At 62.1% G+C, this 15,366-nt stretch carries 14 protein-coding genes; 10 read left to right on the forward strand and 4 right to left on the reverse strand.

Annotated features, from left to right (window positions below; translation table 11 throughout):
* The first annotated feature begins 44 nt into the window (after window positions 1–44).
* The 4 genes from IM816_RS17725 to IM816_RS17740 are packed head-to-tail and all read left to right on the forward strand — an operon-like array spanning window position 45 to window position 2,182.
* Window positions 45–542: a hypothetical protein gene (locus IM816_RS17725; protein ID WP_250339102.1), complete on the forward strand. Its 498-nt coding sequence runs from the start codon at window positions 45–47 to the stop codon at window positions 540–542.
* A 43-nt stretch (window positions 543–585) separates the two neighbouring features.
* Entirely contained in the window at window positions 586–1,059 is a 474-nt protein-coding gene (locus IM816_RS17730) for a hypothetical protein (protein WP_250339103.1), read from the forward strand.
* Complete coding sequence (locus tag IM816_RS17735) at window positions 1,056–1,655, forward strand: hypothetical protein (RefSeq protein WP_250339104.1); 600 nt, start codon at window positions 1,056–1,058, stop codon at window positions 1,653–1,655. Before IM816_RS17730 ends, IM816_RS17735 begins: the two co-directional genes overlap by 4 nt.
* A gap of 38 nt (window positions 1,656–1,693) precedes the next feature.
* Window positions 1,694–2,182, forward strand: coding sequence for a hypothetical protein (locus IM816_RS17740; RefSeq protein ID WP_250339105.1), 489 nt, complete (start codon window positions 1,694–1,696; stop codon window positions 2,180–2,182).
* 195 nt (window positions 2,183–2,377) lie between these two features.
* On the opposite strand, the gene IM816_RS17745 is transcribed toward IM816_RS17740, so the two are convergent.
* Together IM816_RS17745 and IM816_RS17750 are read right to left on the reverse strand one after the other, a co-directional pair.
* Window positions 2,378–3,805: an XVIPCD domain-containing protein gene (locus IM816_RS17745; RefSeq protein ID WP_250339106.1), complete on the reverse strand. Its 1,428-nt coding sequence runs from the start codon at window positions 3,803–3,805 to the stop codon at window positions 2,378–2,380.
* Between the two features lie 11 nt (window positions 3,806–3,816).
* Window positions 3,817–4,293: a hypothetical protein gene (locus IM816_RS17750; protein WP_250339107.1), complete on the reverse strand. Its 477-nt coding sequence runs from the start codon at window positions 4,291–4,293 to the stop codon at window positions 3,817–3,819.
* Between the two features lie 323 nt (window positions 4,294–4,616).
* Between IM816_RS17750 and scpC the strand changes: the two genes are divergently transcribed.
* The gene (gene scpC / locus IM816_RS17755; RefSeq protein WP_250339108.1) at window positions 4,617–6,131 is read left to right on the forward strand and encodes a succinyl-CoA:acetate CoA-transferase ScpC; all 1,515 of its coding nucleotides are present in this window, start codon (window positions 4,617–4,619) and stop codon (window positions 6,129–6,131) included.
* Between the two features lie 141 nt (window positions 6,132–6,272).
* Here the strand turns inward: scpC and IM816_RS17760 are convergent, their stop codons facing one another.
* Window positions 6,273–7,436, reverse strand: a complete 1,164-nt coding sequence (locus tag IM816_RS17760) for a GGDEF domain-containing protein (protein ID WP_345779972.1) — start codon at window positions 7,434–7,436, stop codon at window positions 6,273–6,275.
* Between the two features lie 116 nt (window positions 7,437–7,552).
* Window positions 7,553–8,230, reverse strand: a complete 678-nt coding sequence (locus tag IM816_RS17765; protein ID WP_250339110.1) for a TetR/AcrR family transcriptional regulator — start codon at window positions 8,228–8,230, stop codon at window positions 7,553–7,555.
* 76 nt (window positions 8,231–8,306) lie between these two features.
* Here IM816_RS17765 and IM816_RS17770 point away from each other — a divergent pair, with 76 nt between their 5' ends.
* From IM816_RS17770 to IM816_RS17790, 5 genes are all read left to right on the forward strand, one after another.
* On the forward strand, window positions 8,307–9,440 hold the full coding sequence (locus tag IM816_RS17770) for an FAD-dependent oxidoreductase (protein ID WP_250339111.1): 1,134 nt from the start codon (window positions 8,307–8,309) through the stop codon (window positions 9,438–9,440).
* A gap of 132 nt (window positions 9,441–9,572) precedes the next feature.
* On the forward strand, window positions 9,573–9,764 hold the full coding sequence (locus IM816_RS17775) for a hypothetical protein (RefSeq protein WP_250339112.1): 192 nt from the start codon (window positions 9,573–9,575) through the stop codon (window positions 9,762–9,764).
* 73 nt (window positions 9,765–9,837) lie between these two features.
* The gene (locus IM816_RS17780; protein ID WP_250339113.1) at window positions 9,838–10,503 is read left to right on the forward strand and encodes a response regulator; all 666 of its coding nucleotides are present in this window, start codon (window positions 9,838–9,840) and stop codon (window positions 10,501–10,503) included.
* Complete coding sequence (locus IM816_RS17785; RefSeq protein ID WP_250339114.1) at window positions 10,500–11,900, forward strand: sensor histidine kinase; 1,401 nt, start codon at window positions 10,500–10,502, stop codon at window positions 11,898–11,900. The genes IM816_RS17780 and IM816_RS17785 overlap by 4 nt, the downstream gene beginning before the upstream one ends.
* Window positions 11,901–12,087: 187 nt before the next feature.
* A complete protein-coding gene (locus IM816_RS17790; RefSeq protein ID WP_250339115.1) occupies window positions 12,088–15,327 on the forward strand; it encodes an efflux RND transporter permease subunit in 3,240 nt (1,079 codons plus the stop codon).
* The last annotated feature ends 39 nt before the right edge of the window (window positions 15,328–15,366 follow it).

A 15,366-nucleotide genomic window follows, 5' to 3' on the forward strand; every position in this document is an offset into this window, starting at 1 on the left:
TCTTGGCGAGACGCAGCCATAATTGACTTCGACAAGGGAGTGCCATGACGGATCGTCGCGTACTTAACGTGCTGTATGTACTTGTGGTTCTTGTTGTCATCAATCTTGGGGCGACGTTCTATTTCCAGCTTACCAAGACCCAGACGAATCCTGGCACCTCGCATAACGGGAATACAGATTCGACACTGATCTCTGCCAAGGACGCGACCGATTTTGCGCGAAGTGCGATAGACCTCTACAACGCCAAGAACACGCATGGCTTGTATCTGAAATTCGACGAGCTTGCGCGCCTGAAAATCACGGAAAAAGAGTTCAGTGACAAGATTTCCAAGGTCCAGGGAATGATGGGGCAAGTGCAGGATTTCGCTTACGCGAATGCGTCGATAGCGGGAAGGGAAGGTGACAGGACGTATCTTGTTCTTGAATACAGGACGCGTCTGGCGGGCGGCACTTTCAAGGCAGGCATCCTGAAGTTGACCGTCGCGATGAAGGATGGGCATCCCAGTCTCTTCGGTTTCTATATGGCCGGCCAAGAGGAGTAAGGTCACTTGATCAATACTCCCTGCTAATCCGATCAAGGATTCGATGATGGTCATGCAGTCCGAGGTCATTGCGGCCGTAGACGAGGCCTTCGGCTCTCTACCAAAGCCCGAGCACTTCACGAACTACACGCATTGCGACGAGTGCGCGGAGCATGACCAGCTTCTGAGCAATCGCAATCGGGAGACGCTCACGTTTTCGGATGTCGGAAATCCAGGCTGGGACCCCATGTGCTTTTCAAGCCCCGACGGCGTGGCGTTCTACATGCCGTCGCTTGCTCGATTGGCGTTTGCCGACCCGCCTTGCGGGTATGACTGGTATGGCTATCAACTGCTATTTCATCTCCATCACGGCGGGTTAGACAACAAGCTTTACACGTACTGCAATGCTGCACAGAAAGCTGCAGTTGCCGTTCTTATCGGTGCGATGACTGAGCTGAAACGCGCTGAAATCGAAGTCGCAGGCAGTGAAGATGAGTTTCTTCGGGCTCACCAGATGTGGGGGTACGGAAGAGCTTGAGTATCGATAAACTCCCTGCAACAGGGGCGATGGGTGAACGACTAATGGTGCGGACGTTTTGGTGTGTTGCGCTTTTTTGCCTGGGCTTTTTTCCCGCATATGGGCACTGCGAACAACCGGCTCGGGTGACGGCTTGCCAGCTACTTGCGGAGCCGGAACGCTACGACCACGCGTTGGTTGAGGTTTCAGGCGATGTGAGCCATGGTTTCGAGGACTTCACCATCGACTCCCATCGATGTGCCAACTCAAGCCTCAGCACGGGTTTATGGCTTGAGTACGGAGGAACAAGGGCATCCGGCACCATGTATTGCTGCGGCGTTACAGCGGACCGAACGAGGTCAGAGCCCCTCACCGTGGATGGGGTTGTGACGGGTCTAAGAGACGACTCGATCTTTCGTGACTTCGACCAAATCATCCATAACAAACCCTATGCGCAGGCCAGAGCAACGCTAGTTGGTCGTTTTTTCGCTGGAAAGCCTCAAAAATCGTGGGGTGGCAAGTGGGCGGGTTATGGTCACTTTGGCATGTTCACGCTACTGGTCATTGAGCAGGTTCTATCCGTCGCTCCTCTGCCAGATCTCGTTGCTCGCTCGTAAGTCGCCCTTAGTTCGGGAAAAACTTCTCAGGAGGATGAGTGAGCCCATTCAAACGACTTGCCTTACCCGGTCTTGTGATGGCGATGGGCGCGATATCACCTGCCTCTTACGGCTCGTGCTGGGAATCAGGTGCAGGGCCGACCGCCATCTATCGAAATCCGACGGTTGCTGCCGAGTTCAAGGGTGCGGCGGCGGTCATCACGGGGCGAGTCACAGCTGCTCGTAATATCTCCGAACCAGACGATCCGGAGGGCTACGCCTGGACGATTTATTCGGTCCAGGTATTGGAAACCTTCAAAGGTCCGCCGCAGCAGACGATCCAACTGTTGTCGGAAAACACAACGGCCAGGTTTCCCATGGATACCGGGAAGACCTATCTCCTCTTCTTAACCCGATCTTCAATGATCGAGATGGCTGGGAAAGAACGCCTTCCTGCGAACTTTGTAGACAACTGCGGAAACTCTGCCGTCGAAGAGGATGCACAGCCTTTGATCAAGAAGGTGCGGCATTTGTCGAACTCTCAGTAAGGTTCGTTTCCCACACGTGACCTGCGGACAAAAACTGCGACCAATCCGCCGGTGAATTCGATACAGCATCGAAAGACGCGCTCATCATGAACAAAATGGCGGCCGATAGCGGTTCGGCAGTCGTGCATAGGCACCCGACGCAGACGCTGGGTCACCACGGTTATTGACGGATGGTGCAGAGCCCCATACGCCCGGTCAGGGACCGGGCATAGAGTGCGACATGGCCTGGGCCTGCTGCGCGACTTGGTGCTGCGATGCCGCCTGCTGTTGTGTGCCCAACTGTTGGGCCGCTTGGTGCGCGTGCTCTGCAACAGACTGCCAGGCGAGACTGCTTTGCTCGATCGGTGTGTTGACAGCCTGCTGCGTGAATGTTTCTGCGATGCGCTTGTGCGGTGAATCCAACTGACCTTCAACGGCGTACGCTTTCGACGCATCCGCGTTAAGCACCACGTGATCGACTGACTTCAGGCCCTGCTCGCGTGCCGCGACGGTCAGCGCGCCGGCAAGGTTTTCGCTCTGCAGATCAGGAGTCCTGCCGTGCTGCGCATCAAGTCTATGCACGGCGCCCTGCGTTTGCTTGAACAGCGCGTGGTCGGGGTGATCCACATCATCCAATGTAACGGGCGCCGAACCGGGCACCACCGGCCGATAAACGTGCGAGGTAGCCGAGTCGCGGAAGTTTCGCGGCGTCGGCGGCTGAGTGCTGGTGTCGAGATACGGCATGGCGTTACGGTTCGCACCGAGGTCAATGCCGTTCTGCGCCATGATGTTGGGATCAAGGTGCAGCGACTTGAGATCAAGCGCCATGGGCACCTGCCCACCCCCGTAATGGCGCTCGTATTGAACGGCCACGCCCACTGCCCAGGCGCCGTAGTAATTCGCATACGACGAGTTACCGTTATGCCCGAGCGTCGATGACCGGTCGAAGTAATTTTTGCCCATGCCCTCGATGTTGCCCGGTGTGACGGGCATGGTCAGGTCGGCGTTCACGGTGAGATTGGAACGCATGCTGTAAGTCGCGGGGAACTGGGTGCGATCGACGTGAATGAAGTCGTCCATGCGTCCAGGGTTGCGCTTGTAGATGTCTTCGAGTGTGGGCGCGGGCGCATGGCTCTTCTGTGCCTCGAGACGCGCGGCGCTGACCGTTGCGTTCCATCCAGAGATCTCCGCACCGGCTTCGTCACGGCGGCTCGCGGCGATCACATCGCCCACGGGCTTCGTGTAGTCGTGTGGCGTCGTCTTTGATTGCGCCACGGCCTGCAGGTCGTGGGTGAACTGTGTATTGGCCTTCGCGATATCGGCCGCGTTGAACCCGTGCTGCAATTCATGACCAAGTACAAACGTTGCCTCCGACGCGTCGTACTTGCCGCCAGCCGGTGTCGAAAGGCTGGTGAGCGGCAGGCGCATCTCGTGCGCACTGGCGTTGTACTCACCACCGGCGTGCGGGTTGTTCAAAGCGACAATACGCTGCAGATGGCCTGCATCGACGGCACGGTTGACCTCATCAACCAGGGCTGGCGAGGCATTGATCGTGTCGGTCAGGTTCTTCAGTTGGTCCGGGGTGACGCCAGGTTCTTTCCCGAATGTCTGGAGGACCGCTTCGGCTTTCGCATTCAGTGGCATGACCGGCCCCTTTAGCGCACGAGTACCATGTGCACGCATGCCGCCGAGGCATCCGCGCCCTCGGCGACCAAGGGGTAGACCTCAACATGCTGTCCAGGGCGGTCGAAGGCATCATAGGTCCAGCGACCATGCTCGCCGTGCGCACTCTGGCGTTTGAAGCCCATACGCTCCAGTTGCTGCGTGAAGTGACCGAAGTCAGGTGTGCATATCGGCGTCGCGGGCGGGCGATCTTCGCCGACCGGGGAAAAGATCAGGTCGACGCGCGGCCCCATCGCACCTATTTGCTGCCGCTCGACGCTGAAAGCCCAGCCATCGCTCAGAGGCTGTGCGTAACCGTAATGGTCCGTACTGAGGCGCTTGATCGGAAGCCCCAGGCGCTCACCCATGGCTTCCGGCGTGAGTTCGGCCACCGATGGCGTCGCGCGGATCAGTTCCAGCATGCCGTGCATGACCTGCTCGGCGGTGACATGGGCAGCGGGCGCGTTCATGCGTGGTGTCTCCTTCGCTTCGGTAGCGAACGTTAACGGGGCCGAGCAGGCCATTAAGATGGCAAGGGCCAACCGAACTGGATGGCCGGGGAAACCGGGGTGACGCAAGCGTTGCCGGGGCATCGCGACTCCTTCCATGGCCGCTAGGGCGCGGCCCGCATTAAGGTAGCAAAAGGCCCAACGCGATTCCGGCACGATGTCTCGGTTCGTTCAGCCGAGCCACACCCCCTGCGACACGTTGCCATACCACCAAGGTCGCATGTGCCATGCTGCGGGGCCGGTGAGAAAATGGCCGGTCATCCTTTGTAGCCTCGACGCCAGCCATGTCTTCCGATCGCATCCGCTCCTCCCTCCTGCGCGACCGCGTGGTCAGCGCGGAGGCTGCCGCCGCCTTCATCCAGCCCGGCGAGACCGTGGCCATGAGCGGGTTCACGGGGTCGGGTTACCCGAAGGCCGTGCCGCTGGCGTTGGCGCGTCGTATCGAGGATGCGCATGTGGCCGGGCAGGACTTCCGCATCCGGCTCATGACTGGCGCCTCTACGGCGCCGGAGCTCGACGGCGCGCTGGCGAAGGCTGACGGCATCGCATTGCGCATGCCGTTCCAGACCGATCCGGATGCCCGCCAGCGAATCAACGCGGGCACGCTCGATTACATCGACATCCACCTGAGTCACGTGGCGCAGCACGTGTGGTTCGGTTTCTATGGCGACATCGATACCGCTGTGGTTGAGGTAGCTGGCATTCGTGAGGACGGCTCGCTGATTCCGTCCACGTCCATCGGCAACAACAAGACGTGGCTGGACCTGGCGAAGAAGGTGATCATCGAAGTCAACGACTGGCAGCCGGAAGGCATCGATGGCATGCATGACGTGTACTACGGCACGGCCCTGCCCCCGCATCGCAAGCCGATTCCGTTGCTGCATGCGGATGACCGCATTGGCGAGACGTCGTTGCGCGTGGACCCCGACAAGGTCGTGGCCGTCGTGCGTACGAACGGTCCCGACCGCAACAGCCCCTTCTCGCCTTCGGATGACACGAGCAAGCGCATCGCCGCGCACCTGATCGAGTTCCTGCAGCACGAGGTGAAGAAGGGTCGCTTACCGGCGAACCTGCTGCCGTTGCAGTCGGGCGTGGGCAATATCCCCAACGCTGTGCTAGCGGGACTTTCCGAGAGCGGCTTCCGCGACCTGGCCGCATTCACCGAAGTGATCCAGGACGGCATGCTCGACATGCTGCGCGACGGAGTGTTGCGCGTGGCCTCATGCACGGGCTTTGCCCTTAGCCCGGCCGCGAATGAGGAGTTCAAGCGGAATATCGATTTCTATCGCGAGCGGATCATCATGCGCACGCAAGAGATATCGAATCACCCGGAACTGGTGCGCCGACTTGGCTGCATCGCCATGAATGGAATGATCGAGGCCGATCTGTACGGCAACGTGAACTCCACGCACGTGATGGGCAGCAAGATCATGAATGGCATCGGCGGTTCCGGCGACTTCGCGCGCAACAGCTTCCTGTCGATCTTCCTGAGCCCAAGCACCGCGAAGAACGGCAGCATCTCCGCGCTGGTACCGATGGTTAGCCACGTCGACCACACGGAACACGACGTATCGATCATCGTGACCGAGCACGGCTTGGCCGACCTGCGCGCCCTGCCGCCGCGGCATCGTGCCCGGCAGATCCTGGATCACTGCGTGGACCCGTCGTATCGACCGCAGCTCGAGGATTATTTCGAGCGGGCTTCGCGGGCGAGCTTCGGCAAGCACACGCCGCATCTGCTGCCGGAAGCGCTGTCGTGGCATCAGCGCTGGCTGGATACGGGGTCGATGCGCGCCTGAAGGCGCGCCGCTCCGCATCGAAGAAGCACGTTTGAAATCGGATCGCCCCGCGCCATTACCGCAACGCCATGCCTTGATGGCTCGAATCGAAGCGCTAGCGATGAGCCATCCGCTGACTCAAAACGCACGCGCCGAATGCATTCAATCCCCAGCACCAACAACACGATTGCGTCCCGCCTGCTTGGCCGCATAAAGCGCCTGGTCGGCCGCGACCACGACGTCGCGCCAGCTCTGTTCTTTCCCCGTGGACAGGCAGTAGCCGATGCTGACCGTGCAATGCAGCGTTTCGCCGGATGGCAGGGTGATCGTTTTCTTTTCCACGGCCTGCCGTAATCGCTCTGCCGCTTCGTTCGCCGCCGACGCTTCTGCGTCATGCAGCAAAACCATGAACTCCTCGCCGCCCACGCGGGCCAGGATGTCCTTCTCGCGGATATGCCGGCTCAACGTGTTGGCGATCGCAATAAGCACATGATCGCCTCCTTCGTGACCCCACCGGTCATTGATCGACTTGAAATGATCCACGTCGATCATGAGCGCAGCCACGGGGGCGCCGCGTGCGTGGGATGCCGCGATTCGGCCCTGCCCTTCCTCCCACATCACGCGTCGATTGGCGACGCCGGTCAACGGGTCCTGGCTGGCGTGCCGGATCAGTTCCGCGTCCAGCTTGCGCGTCAGCATCCACAGCAGGGCCGGCGTAATCACCCAGGTGAGAACGATGCGCGAGAGCAGCCCGAAAGTCGACGTGGGGTCCTTCCCCGCGAATTCGGCCGGCTGGGCGATCCACCATCCGATCCGCACCAGCAGCATCGCTGCCCAGAGAAAATGGAATATCGCCGCCAGTCGCGCGACGGGACGTTGCGCCTCGTCCTTGCATTGCCAGAACGCGGCGCCGGTGGCGACGGTGAGCAGGGCGGTCAGCGCGCCGCCCAGGATGACCATGTGGCGAAGGTTCTCTCCCTCAACCAGCACCAGGCCGGCTTCGGTCAGCGCGATCATGACCACCGGCACCAGCACCCACAGTCGGCGTCGGGACCGTTCCAGATACAGGTTGGCCGCTAGCAGCGCCAGCACGGCACCCGCATCGATCGAGAGGTTCCCGATCAATTGCAGGCCTGGAAAGATGACGTGGAACGCGGGCAGGAAGAGCAATCCGAAGCCGGTCGCAAACGCCGCGTAGCTCATGCCCCACCACAGCACGCCGGGCTGACGTTTGACCCTTGGGTGGCCGAGGTACAAGGCAAAGAAGAGTGCCGACGCCAGAGCCGCCAACAACGCATTCACCAGCAGCAGCGTGCCCGCATGCACCAAGCCAGCGATCCACTCCATGCTCTCTCCGATGACGATGGTGCCGACGTCTGCCGCTCTTTGCAGCCAGTCGGTTTGAAACCGTGGTTACCCGGCCGCCTTCGGCTTAGCCGCCCCTATGGGCGCCGCTCCAGCGCCCCATCCAAAATCAGATCGATCCCTGCCAAAAACTGTTCCCGATCATCATGACCGGGAAGCTGCACGGCGACTTCATGTAGAAAGGGAAATTGGCTGGCGTCCAACTGGCCCCACGCTTCGGCGAGCGTGCCGAGCATGTCTTCCCGGGTTCTCCCCTCCTCCGCCCGTCGCGCATTATCGGCGTTTTGCGCGGCCACGCCGAAGATGTAATTGACGAGCGCCGACCAGACGTCGAAGCGGTCTTTGGCGGGCACGCCGAGCGCGACAAGTCGCCCGCCGATGGCTTCGAAGACCTGCAACATCCCCGTGCGCCCCGGCGCGAGCGAGAGCTGCCCGCCGATCCACGGATGCGCGTCGAACGCATCGAACACGGCCGTCGCGATAGCGCGGATGGCCTCGCGTGGCTTTCGGTTGGGGACTTTGGCGGCGTCCATCGCCGCGGCCACGATGTGGTCAGTGGCGGCGCCGAGCAGTTCTTCCTTGTTGGCGATATGCCAGTAGATCGCGCCGCTGCCCGTCGCGAGTCGCGTGGATAGCGTTCGAAACGTAAGCGCCGCCACGCCTTCGCTATCGAGAATGGCAATGGCGGCTTCGACGATTTGCGCCTTGGTGAGCGCTTCGGTGCGCCGCCCGGCACGAGCAGGTTTCTTGGACATGGCCTAGCTTGACAGGAATGGAACGCCGATCCAATATCGCCAAATGGAACGCCGTTCCACATTTCGAAGGTATCCCATGTTGCGATCGGTCACGATTATTGGCGCCGGCCTGGGCGGCCTCGTCTTGGCGAGGGTGCTTCATTTGCACGGCATTCGCGCCACCGTCTACGAAGCCGACGCGTCCCCCACGTCACGGCCACAAGGCGGCATGCTCGACATCCACGCCCACGATGGTCAGGTCGCGCTGGAAGCGGCGTGTCTGACAGAGGCTTTTCGCGCGCTGATCCTCGAAGGACGACAGGCCTTTCGCCTGCTGAGCCCGGACGGAACCGTGCTGCTCGACCATCCCGACGATGGCACCGGCACGCGGCCCGAGGTGCAGCGGGGGGAGCTGCGGCAGCTTCTGTTGGATTCGCTGCCACCCGATACCGTTCGCTGGAACCGGAAGGTGAATCATGTCATCAGCCTTGGCGAGGGACGTCACGAGGTTCACTTCACCGACGGTGGCTCCGTCCAGACGGATCTGCTGGTCGGTGCGGATGGCGCATGGTCCAAGGTCCGCCCACTCGTGACGGAAGCTGTGCCGACATACACGGGAACCGGGTGCATCGAGACTTACTTGTTCGAGTCCGACACGCGGCATCCCGCCACCGCGCAGGCCGTCGGCAGCGGCGCGATGAGCGCGCCAGCACCCGGCAGTGCGATCATGGCGCACCGCGAACGCGGCGATACGTTGCATGCCTATGTGATCCTCAATCGGCCCCAGGCATGGTTCGCAGACATCGACGTCTCGGACGCCCAGGCCGCTGCGGCTCGTATCAAGGACGAGTTCCGCAATTGGGCCCCAGCGATCACGGCACTCATTACCGACAGCGATACCACGCCGGTAGTGCGGCTCTTCCACGCCCTGCCCGTCGATCATCAGTGGACGCGCGTTCCCGGCGTGACCTTGATCGGCGACGCCGCCCACGTCACCGCGCCCAACGGCGAAGGCGCCAACCTCGCCATGCTCGACGGTGCGGAGTTGGGTCTCGCCCTTGCACGCAATCCAGACAACCTCGAATACGCACTGGCCGAGTTCGAACGTGCGATGTTCGAGCGCGGTGCAAAGTCGGCGGCCGACGGTGTCGGCTTCTACGAGATGCTTGCCAGTGACAATCCTGCCGGCGGCTTTATCGCCCTGTTTGAGCAGGACGAGGCGGCATCATAGTGAAGCGCGTGTCTGCTATCCCCTGTGGCCCACGACAGACCTTGGATAAGATCGGAGACGCGATGGGACAGGGGAAATGAATTGGCTCGCTTATGGAACTTGAAGTGGCAAACAAGGTTGGTGATTGTTGCCATGGCGCTGGGCTATCTATGCCTCCTCGGGCCATGGCGTCAGGTCGACCGGTCGCTGGTCTATGACGCCTACTCAAGTGCCGGCGCCGTGCTCTCATTGGCCTTGCTTCCACGAGGGACTAAGCTTTGGGTCGCGGTGGCAATCGCCCTCGGCATCGCGCTGCTGATCATGATGGCGGGCAGATTGATCTGAGCCACAAAAGCTTGCCAAAAGATTTCCCGGCGATCCTAGCCTCCCCCTCCGCCATCCCCTGACTGTCGGCCCCATGCACATCCTCCTGCTAGAAGACGACATCGAGCTGGGCGGGGCGATCAAGCATGCGCTGGAGCAGCAGTCGTACGCGGTCACGTGGCTCACCGACGGGCGCAGCGGCGCGTCCGCCCTGCCCGATGCCTTGTTCGACCTGATCCTGCTGGATCTCGGGCTTCCCGGTCGGGATGGAATCGACCTGCTCCTCGAAGCGCGCCGCAACGGCGTCCGGACCCCCATCCTCATCATGACCGCCCGGGATACCCCTGAAGCGCGGATCAAGGGGCTGGACATGGGCGCGGACGATTACCTGGTCAAGCCATTCCACCTGGGCGAGCTGGCCGCCCGCATCCGCTCGCTGACGCGCCGGGCGCAGGGCCTGGTCGACAATCGCATCGAAGTCGGTGGTCTGGTGCTGGACCTGGCGACGACGGACGTCGTGTTTCGCGGCGAGCGAATCACGCTGACGCGCCGCGAGTTCGCGGTGCTGCGCATCCTCATGGAACGGGCCGGGCGCATCGTCCGACGTGAAAGCCTCGAAAGCTCGGTCTACGGCTTCGACACCGTGGTCGATCGCAATGCCATCGAAGTTCACGTGCATTGGCTGCGACGCAAGCTCAGCCCGGAACTTATCCACACGGTACGTGGCATCGGCTACATGATGCCGCGGGAGCCCAAGTGAGCTCGCACAGCCTCCGCGCGCGACTCACCTGGCTCATCATCGCCGTGCAGGTGATGGTGCTGATTCCGCTGGGCGCCATCAGCTACCAGCGCGAGCAGCACGAGATGGTCAAGCTGCTGGATGGGCGACTCGCTCAAGCGGGGCGCACCCTCGGCACCTTGATTGCGTACAACAAGCGTGACTACAGCGACGCCGACGCCGAGCGGGCGGTCACGCTTGCCACGGAGGCGCAACGCGCCGCGGTGGTCGTGGCCGTGCATGCCAAGAACTACGAGCCCGAAGTCGGATTCCAGGCCTACGATCCGCACGGCACGCTCATCGCTGCCACGGCGAATCTGGCGGACTTGCCGCCACCCGTGAAGGGCGAGCATGGTTTCCGCGATATCGAGCACAACGGTTCGAACTGGCGGCTTTTCACGCTCACCAACCGCTTCAACCTCACGATCCGCATCGGTGAACGCGCCGAGAACCGCGCCGACATCACGCAAGGCCTCATCCTCGAACACTCGCTGCCGCTGGTCATCGGGTTGCCCTTGCTGGCCCTCCTCGCGGGCCTTGCCGTCAAGCAGGGATTGCGGCCGCTGGACAAGCTGACCAAGGTGCTCGCCGAACGCGCGCCGCGTAGCCGTACGCCTATCGCGATCGAACGCACGCCCGATGAGATCAAGCCGCTCATCGTCACCTTGAACCAGCAGCTGGAACGGCTGGAGGACGTGATCGAGCGCGAGCATCGCTTCGCGGGCGACGTGGCCCACGAACTGCGCACGCCATTGGCGGCGGCGACCATCCACCTCGAAGGCGCGCTCATTGCCAAGGATGCCGGCGAGCTGGCGTACACGCTGCACAACGCCAGGCGCAATCTTGGTCGCCTGGGGCGCCGTATCGAACAGATTCTCGCCATCGCACGCCTGGAAGCCGGTGCGGCGGCCGAGCAGCGCACATCGCTGGACCTCATCACCCTGGCGACGGAAGTGGTCGAGGAACTGGCGCCGCTCATCGCCGAGAAGGATATCTCGCTGAGCCTGACCCACGACGAGCCCGAGGTACGTATCTCAGGGCACGAGGTGGCGATGACGGCCATGTTCCGCAACCTCGTCGAGAACGCGCTCCGCCACACCCCCGAGCGAAGCCGGGTGGATATCTCGGTCCATCGTCACGGCGATACCGTGGTCATCGACATCTGCGACGACGGACCGGGCATTGCGCCCGAGCTTCGCGAAAAGGCTTTCCAGCGCTTCGAACGCGGCAACGATACGAAGGAGTCCGGCTACGGCCTGGGTCTCAGCATCGTGCAGCGCGCCGTGGAGTTGCATGAGGGTTCGATCGAGTTGCTCGATAACCCCTCCGGCCAGGGGCTGCTGATTCGCATCCGCATCGCCGGCGGCAGCGTCGGCTGACCCTCGTTCCGCGGTGACGCGGGACAAAAGATTTCCACAAGGTTCGGGTCGAACAATGGCACTGGGCGATTCTGCCCGAGGCCTGTTGAGTGGCTCCACCCATGAATCCCAACGCGTCCTGCCGATGCGCCTTTGTTCGAGAGTGCGTCATCCGACCGTCACAGTCGCCCAGTGAAGGCGCGGCGACATGCTAGGGCTCGTTCGCGTCGCGCTCTCGCGTCCCTATACCTTCATCGTGCTGGCCCTGCTCATTCTCATCGTGGGCCCGTTGGCCGCGATGAGGACGCCGACGGACATCTTTCCGAACATCGGCATCCCCGTCATCAGCGTCGTCTGGACCTATAACGGCTTGCCGCCGGATCAGATGTCCGGTCGCGTGATTTATTACTACGAGCGCCAGTTGACCACCTCGGTCAACGACATCGAGCACATCGAATCGCAGTCGTTGCCCGGCGTGGGCATCGTCAAGATCTTCTTCCAGCCAGGCGTGGACATCCGCACGGCAACGGCGCAGGTCACATCGATCTCACAGACCGTGGTGAAGCAGATGCCGCCAGGCATCACGCCTCCGCTGATTCTGAATTACAACGCCTCGACCGTGCCGGTACTGCAGATGGCGCTGTCCAGTCCGATCCTCTCGGAGGCGACGATACGCGACATTGCGCAGAACTTCATGCGCCCCACGCTGATCTCCGTACCCGGCGTCGCCATTCCGACACCCTACGGCGGCAAGCAGAAGCAGGTCACGCTCGATCTGAATCCGCGCGCGCTGGCGGCCAAGGGGCTGTCGGCACAGGACGTCGGCAACGCACTCGCCGCGCAGAACCAGATCATCCCCGTAGGTACCGCCAAGATCGGCACCTACGAATATCACGTGCAATTGAACAACAGCCCCACGGCGATCGACGAGCTCAACAATCTGCCGATCAAGACCGTGAACGGCGCCACGATCACCATCGGCGACGTTGCGCACGTTCGTGATGGTGCGCCTCCGCAGAACAACATCGTTCGCGTGGACGGCAAGCGCGCCGTGCTGATGCCGGCCTTGAAGAACGGCAACGCCTCGACGCTCGACGTGGTGGCCGGCATCAAGAAGCTGCTGCCGCTGATTGCTGAAACGCAGCCCAAGTCGCTCAAGATGCATCTGCTCGGCGACCAGTCGATCTTCGTGAAGGCCGCCGTGACGTCGGTGGCACGCGAGGGCGTGATCGCCGCCGCGCTGACCTCTGTGATGATTCTCCTGTTCCTGGGGAGCTGGCGATCCACGGTCATCATCGCCTTGTCGATTCCGCTGGCGATCCTGTCGGCCATCGCGCTGCTGGCCGTCTTCGGTCAGACGCTCAACGTCATGACGCTCGGCGGCCTGGCGTTGGCGGTGGGCATCCTGGTCGACGATGCGACGGTCACCATCGAGAACATCAACTGGCATCTCGAACAGGGCAAGGGCGTCGTTACCGCGATCATGGACGGCGCCCAGCAGATCGTGACGCCTGCCTTCGTCTCGCTGCTCTGCATCTGCATCGTGTTCGTGCCGATGTTCATGCTGAACGGCATTGCCGGCTTCCTGTTCCGGCCGATGGCGCTGGCTGTGATCTTCGCGATGGTGTCGTCGTTCATCCTCTCGCGAACGCTGGTGCCGACCCTGGCGATGTACCTGCTGAAGCCGCATACGGTAGAAGCCGGCCCGGGCAATCATCCCGAAGACCAGGTCATCAATCATCACGAAGGCGATCGCCACACGAAGAAGCGCCACAACCCGCTGGTTCGCGGCCTGATTGCCTTCCAACTGGGCTTCGAGAAGCGCTTCACGCGTATTCGCGATACCTACTACGCCGTGCTCGGCATGGCGCTGGAGAACCGCAAGCGTTTCGTCATCTTCTTCCTCGGCTTCGTGCTCGTGTCCTTCGCGCTCCTGCCGGCGCTGGGGCGTGACTTCTTCCCGGAGGTGGATGCCGATTCGCTCTCGCTGCACGTGCGTGCGCCGATGGGTACCCGCGTGGAAGAAACGGCCGCCGAGTTCGATCACATCGAGCGCGCCATCCGTTCCGTCATTCCGCCGGACGAGCTGGACACCATCATCGACAACATCGGCCTGCCGCTCTCGGGTGTGAACCTGGTCTACAGCAGCAGCGGCACGATCGGTTCGCAGGATGGCGACATCCAGATCGTGCTCAAGGAAGGGCATCGCCCCGCGGCGGAGTTCATGAAGAAGCTGCGTGAGGTGCTGCCCAAGCAGTTTCCGGGCACGCAGTTCGCCTTCCTGCCTTCCGACATGTCCAGTCAGATCCTTAACTTCGGCGCACCGTCGCCGCTGGACGTGTCGATCGCCGGACGCGACCGCAAGGCCAACGAGGCCTACGCGGAAGAAATCCTCAAGGAGCTGCGCAAGATCGACGGCATCGTGGACGTCCGCCTGCAACAAAGCTCCAGCTACCCGCAGCTCAACGTCAAGGTCGATCGCGTGCGCGCCGACGGCCTGGGCATCACGGAGCGCGACGTCACCAACAGCATGGTGGCCTCGCTCGCGGGCAGCTCGCAGGTGGCACCGGCGTTCTGGCTGAATCCGAAGAATGGCGTGTCCTACGCCATCGTCGCCGCCACACCGCAATACCTCATGGACTCGATGTCCGATCTGAAAGCCTTGCCGGTGACCTCGGCCGGCAATGGCTCGACGCAGATTCTGGGCGGCCTGGCGAGCTTTACGCGCGGCCCGAGCGATGCGGTCGTTTCGCACTACAACATCATGCCCTCGTACGACATCTACGCGTCGATTCAGGGGCGCGATCTCGGCGGCGTCTCTGCCGATGTGCAGAAGGTGCTCGATCAATTCGCGTCGAAGCGGCCGCCCGGCACGCTGGTCAGCCTGCATGGGCAGGTAGGCACGATGAACGAGGCCTTCAGCGGTCTGATCTTCGGCCTGGTCGGCGCGATCGTGCTGATCTACTTGCTGATCGTCGTGAACTTCCAGTCGTGGCTCGATCCGTTCGTGATCATCACGGCACTGCCTGCCGCGCTGGCCGGCATCGTGTGGATGCTGTTCCTGACCCATACCAGCCTGTCGGTACCGGCGTTGACCGGCGCCATCATGTGCATGGGCGTCGCGACCGCCAACTCGATCCTGGTCGTGAGCTTCTGCCGCGAACGCCTTGCCGAACACGGCGATGCCATCAAGGCAGCGCTCGAAGCGGGCTTCACGCGCTTCCGTCCGGTGTGCATGACGGCGCTCGCCATGATCATCGGCATGCTGCCCATGGCGCTGACCCAGGAACAGAACTCGCCGCTCGGACGCGCCGTCATCGGCGGCCTGATCTTGGCGACGTTCGCCACGCTCCTCTTCGTGCCGGTCATCTTCTCGATCGTGCATGGCCGCACCGCCCCTGCTCCGTCTGACGACCGACTACTCGGAAATCCCTCCCATGTCGCATGAAGCTACCGTCCCCACCTCGGGACGCCCTCCCCGCGTCCG

Source organism: Luteibacter flocculans (assembly GCF_023612255.1).
In the GTDB taxonomy this organism is placed as follows: Bacteria; Pseudomonadota; Gammaproteobacteria; order Xanthomonadales; family Rhodanobacteraceae; genus Luteibacter; species Luteibacter flocculans.

Coding starts and splice junctions, on each gene's coding strand:
- IM816_RS17725 (WP_250339102.1), top strand. CDS start 45: ATGACGGATCGTCGCGTACTTAACGTGCTGTATGTACTTGTGGTTCTT.
- IM816_RS17730 (WP_250339103.1), top strand. CDS start 586: ATGATGGTCATGCAGTCCGAGGTCATTGCGGCCGTAGACGAGGCCTTC.
- IM816_RS17745 (WP_250339106.1), bottom strand. CDS start 3,805: ATGCCACTGAATGCGAAAGCCGAAGCGGTCCTCCAGACATTCGGGAAA.
- IM816_RS17750 (WP_250339107.1), bottom strand. CDS start 4,293: ATGAACGCGCCCGCTGCCCATGTCACCGCCGAGCAGGTCATGCACGGC.
- scpC (WP_250339108.1), top strand. CDS start 4,617: ATGTCTTCCGATCGCATCCGCTCCTCCCTCCTGCGCGACCGCGTGGTC.
- IM816_RS17765 (WP_250339110.1), bottom strand. CDS start 8,230: ATGTCCAAGAAACCTGCTCGTGCCGGGCGGCGCACCGAAGCGCTCACC.
- IM816_RS17770 (WP_250339111.1), top strand. CDS start 8,307: ATGTTGCGATCGGTCACGATTATTGGCGCCGGCCTGGGCGGCCTCGTC.
- IM816_RS17775 (WP_250339112.1), top strand. CDS start 9,573: ATGGCGCTGGGCTATCTATGCCTCCTCGGGCCATGGCGTCAGGTCGAC.
- IM816_RS17780 (WP_250339113.1), top strand. CDS start 9,838: ATGCACATCCTCCTGCTAGAAGACGACATCGAGCTGGGCGGGGCGATC.
- IM816_RS17790 (WP_250339115.1), top strand. CDS start 12,088: ATGCTAGGGCTCGTTCGCGTCGCGCTCTCGCGTCCCTATACCTTCATC.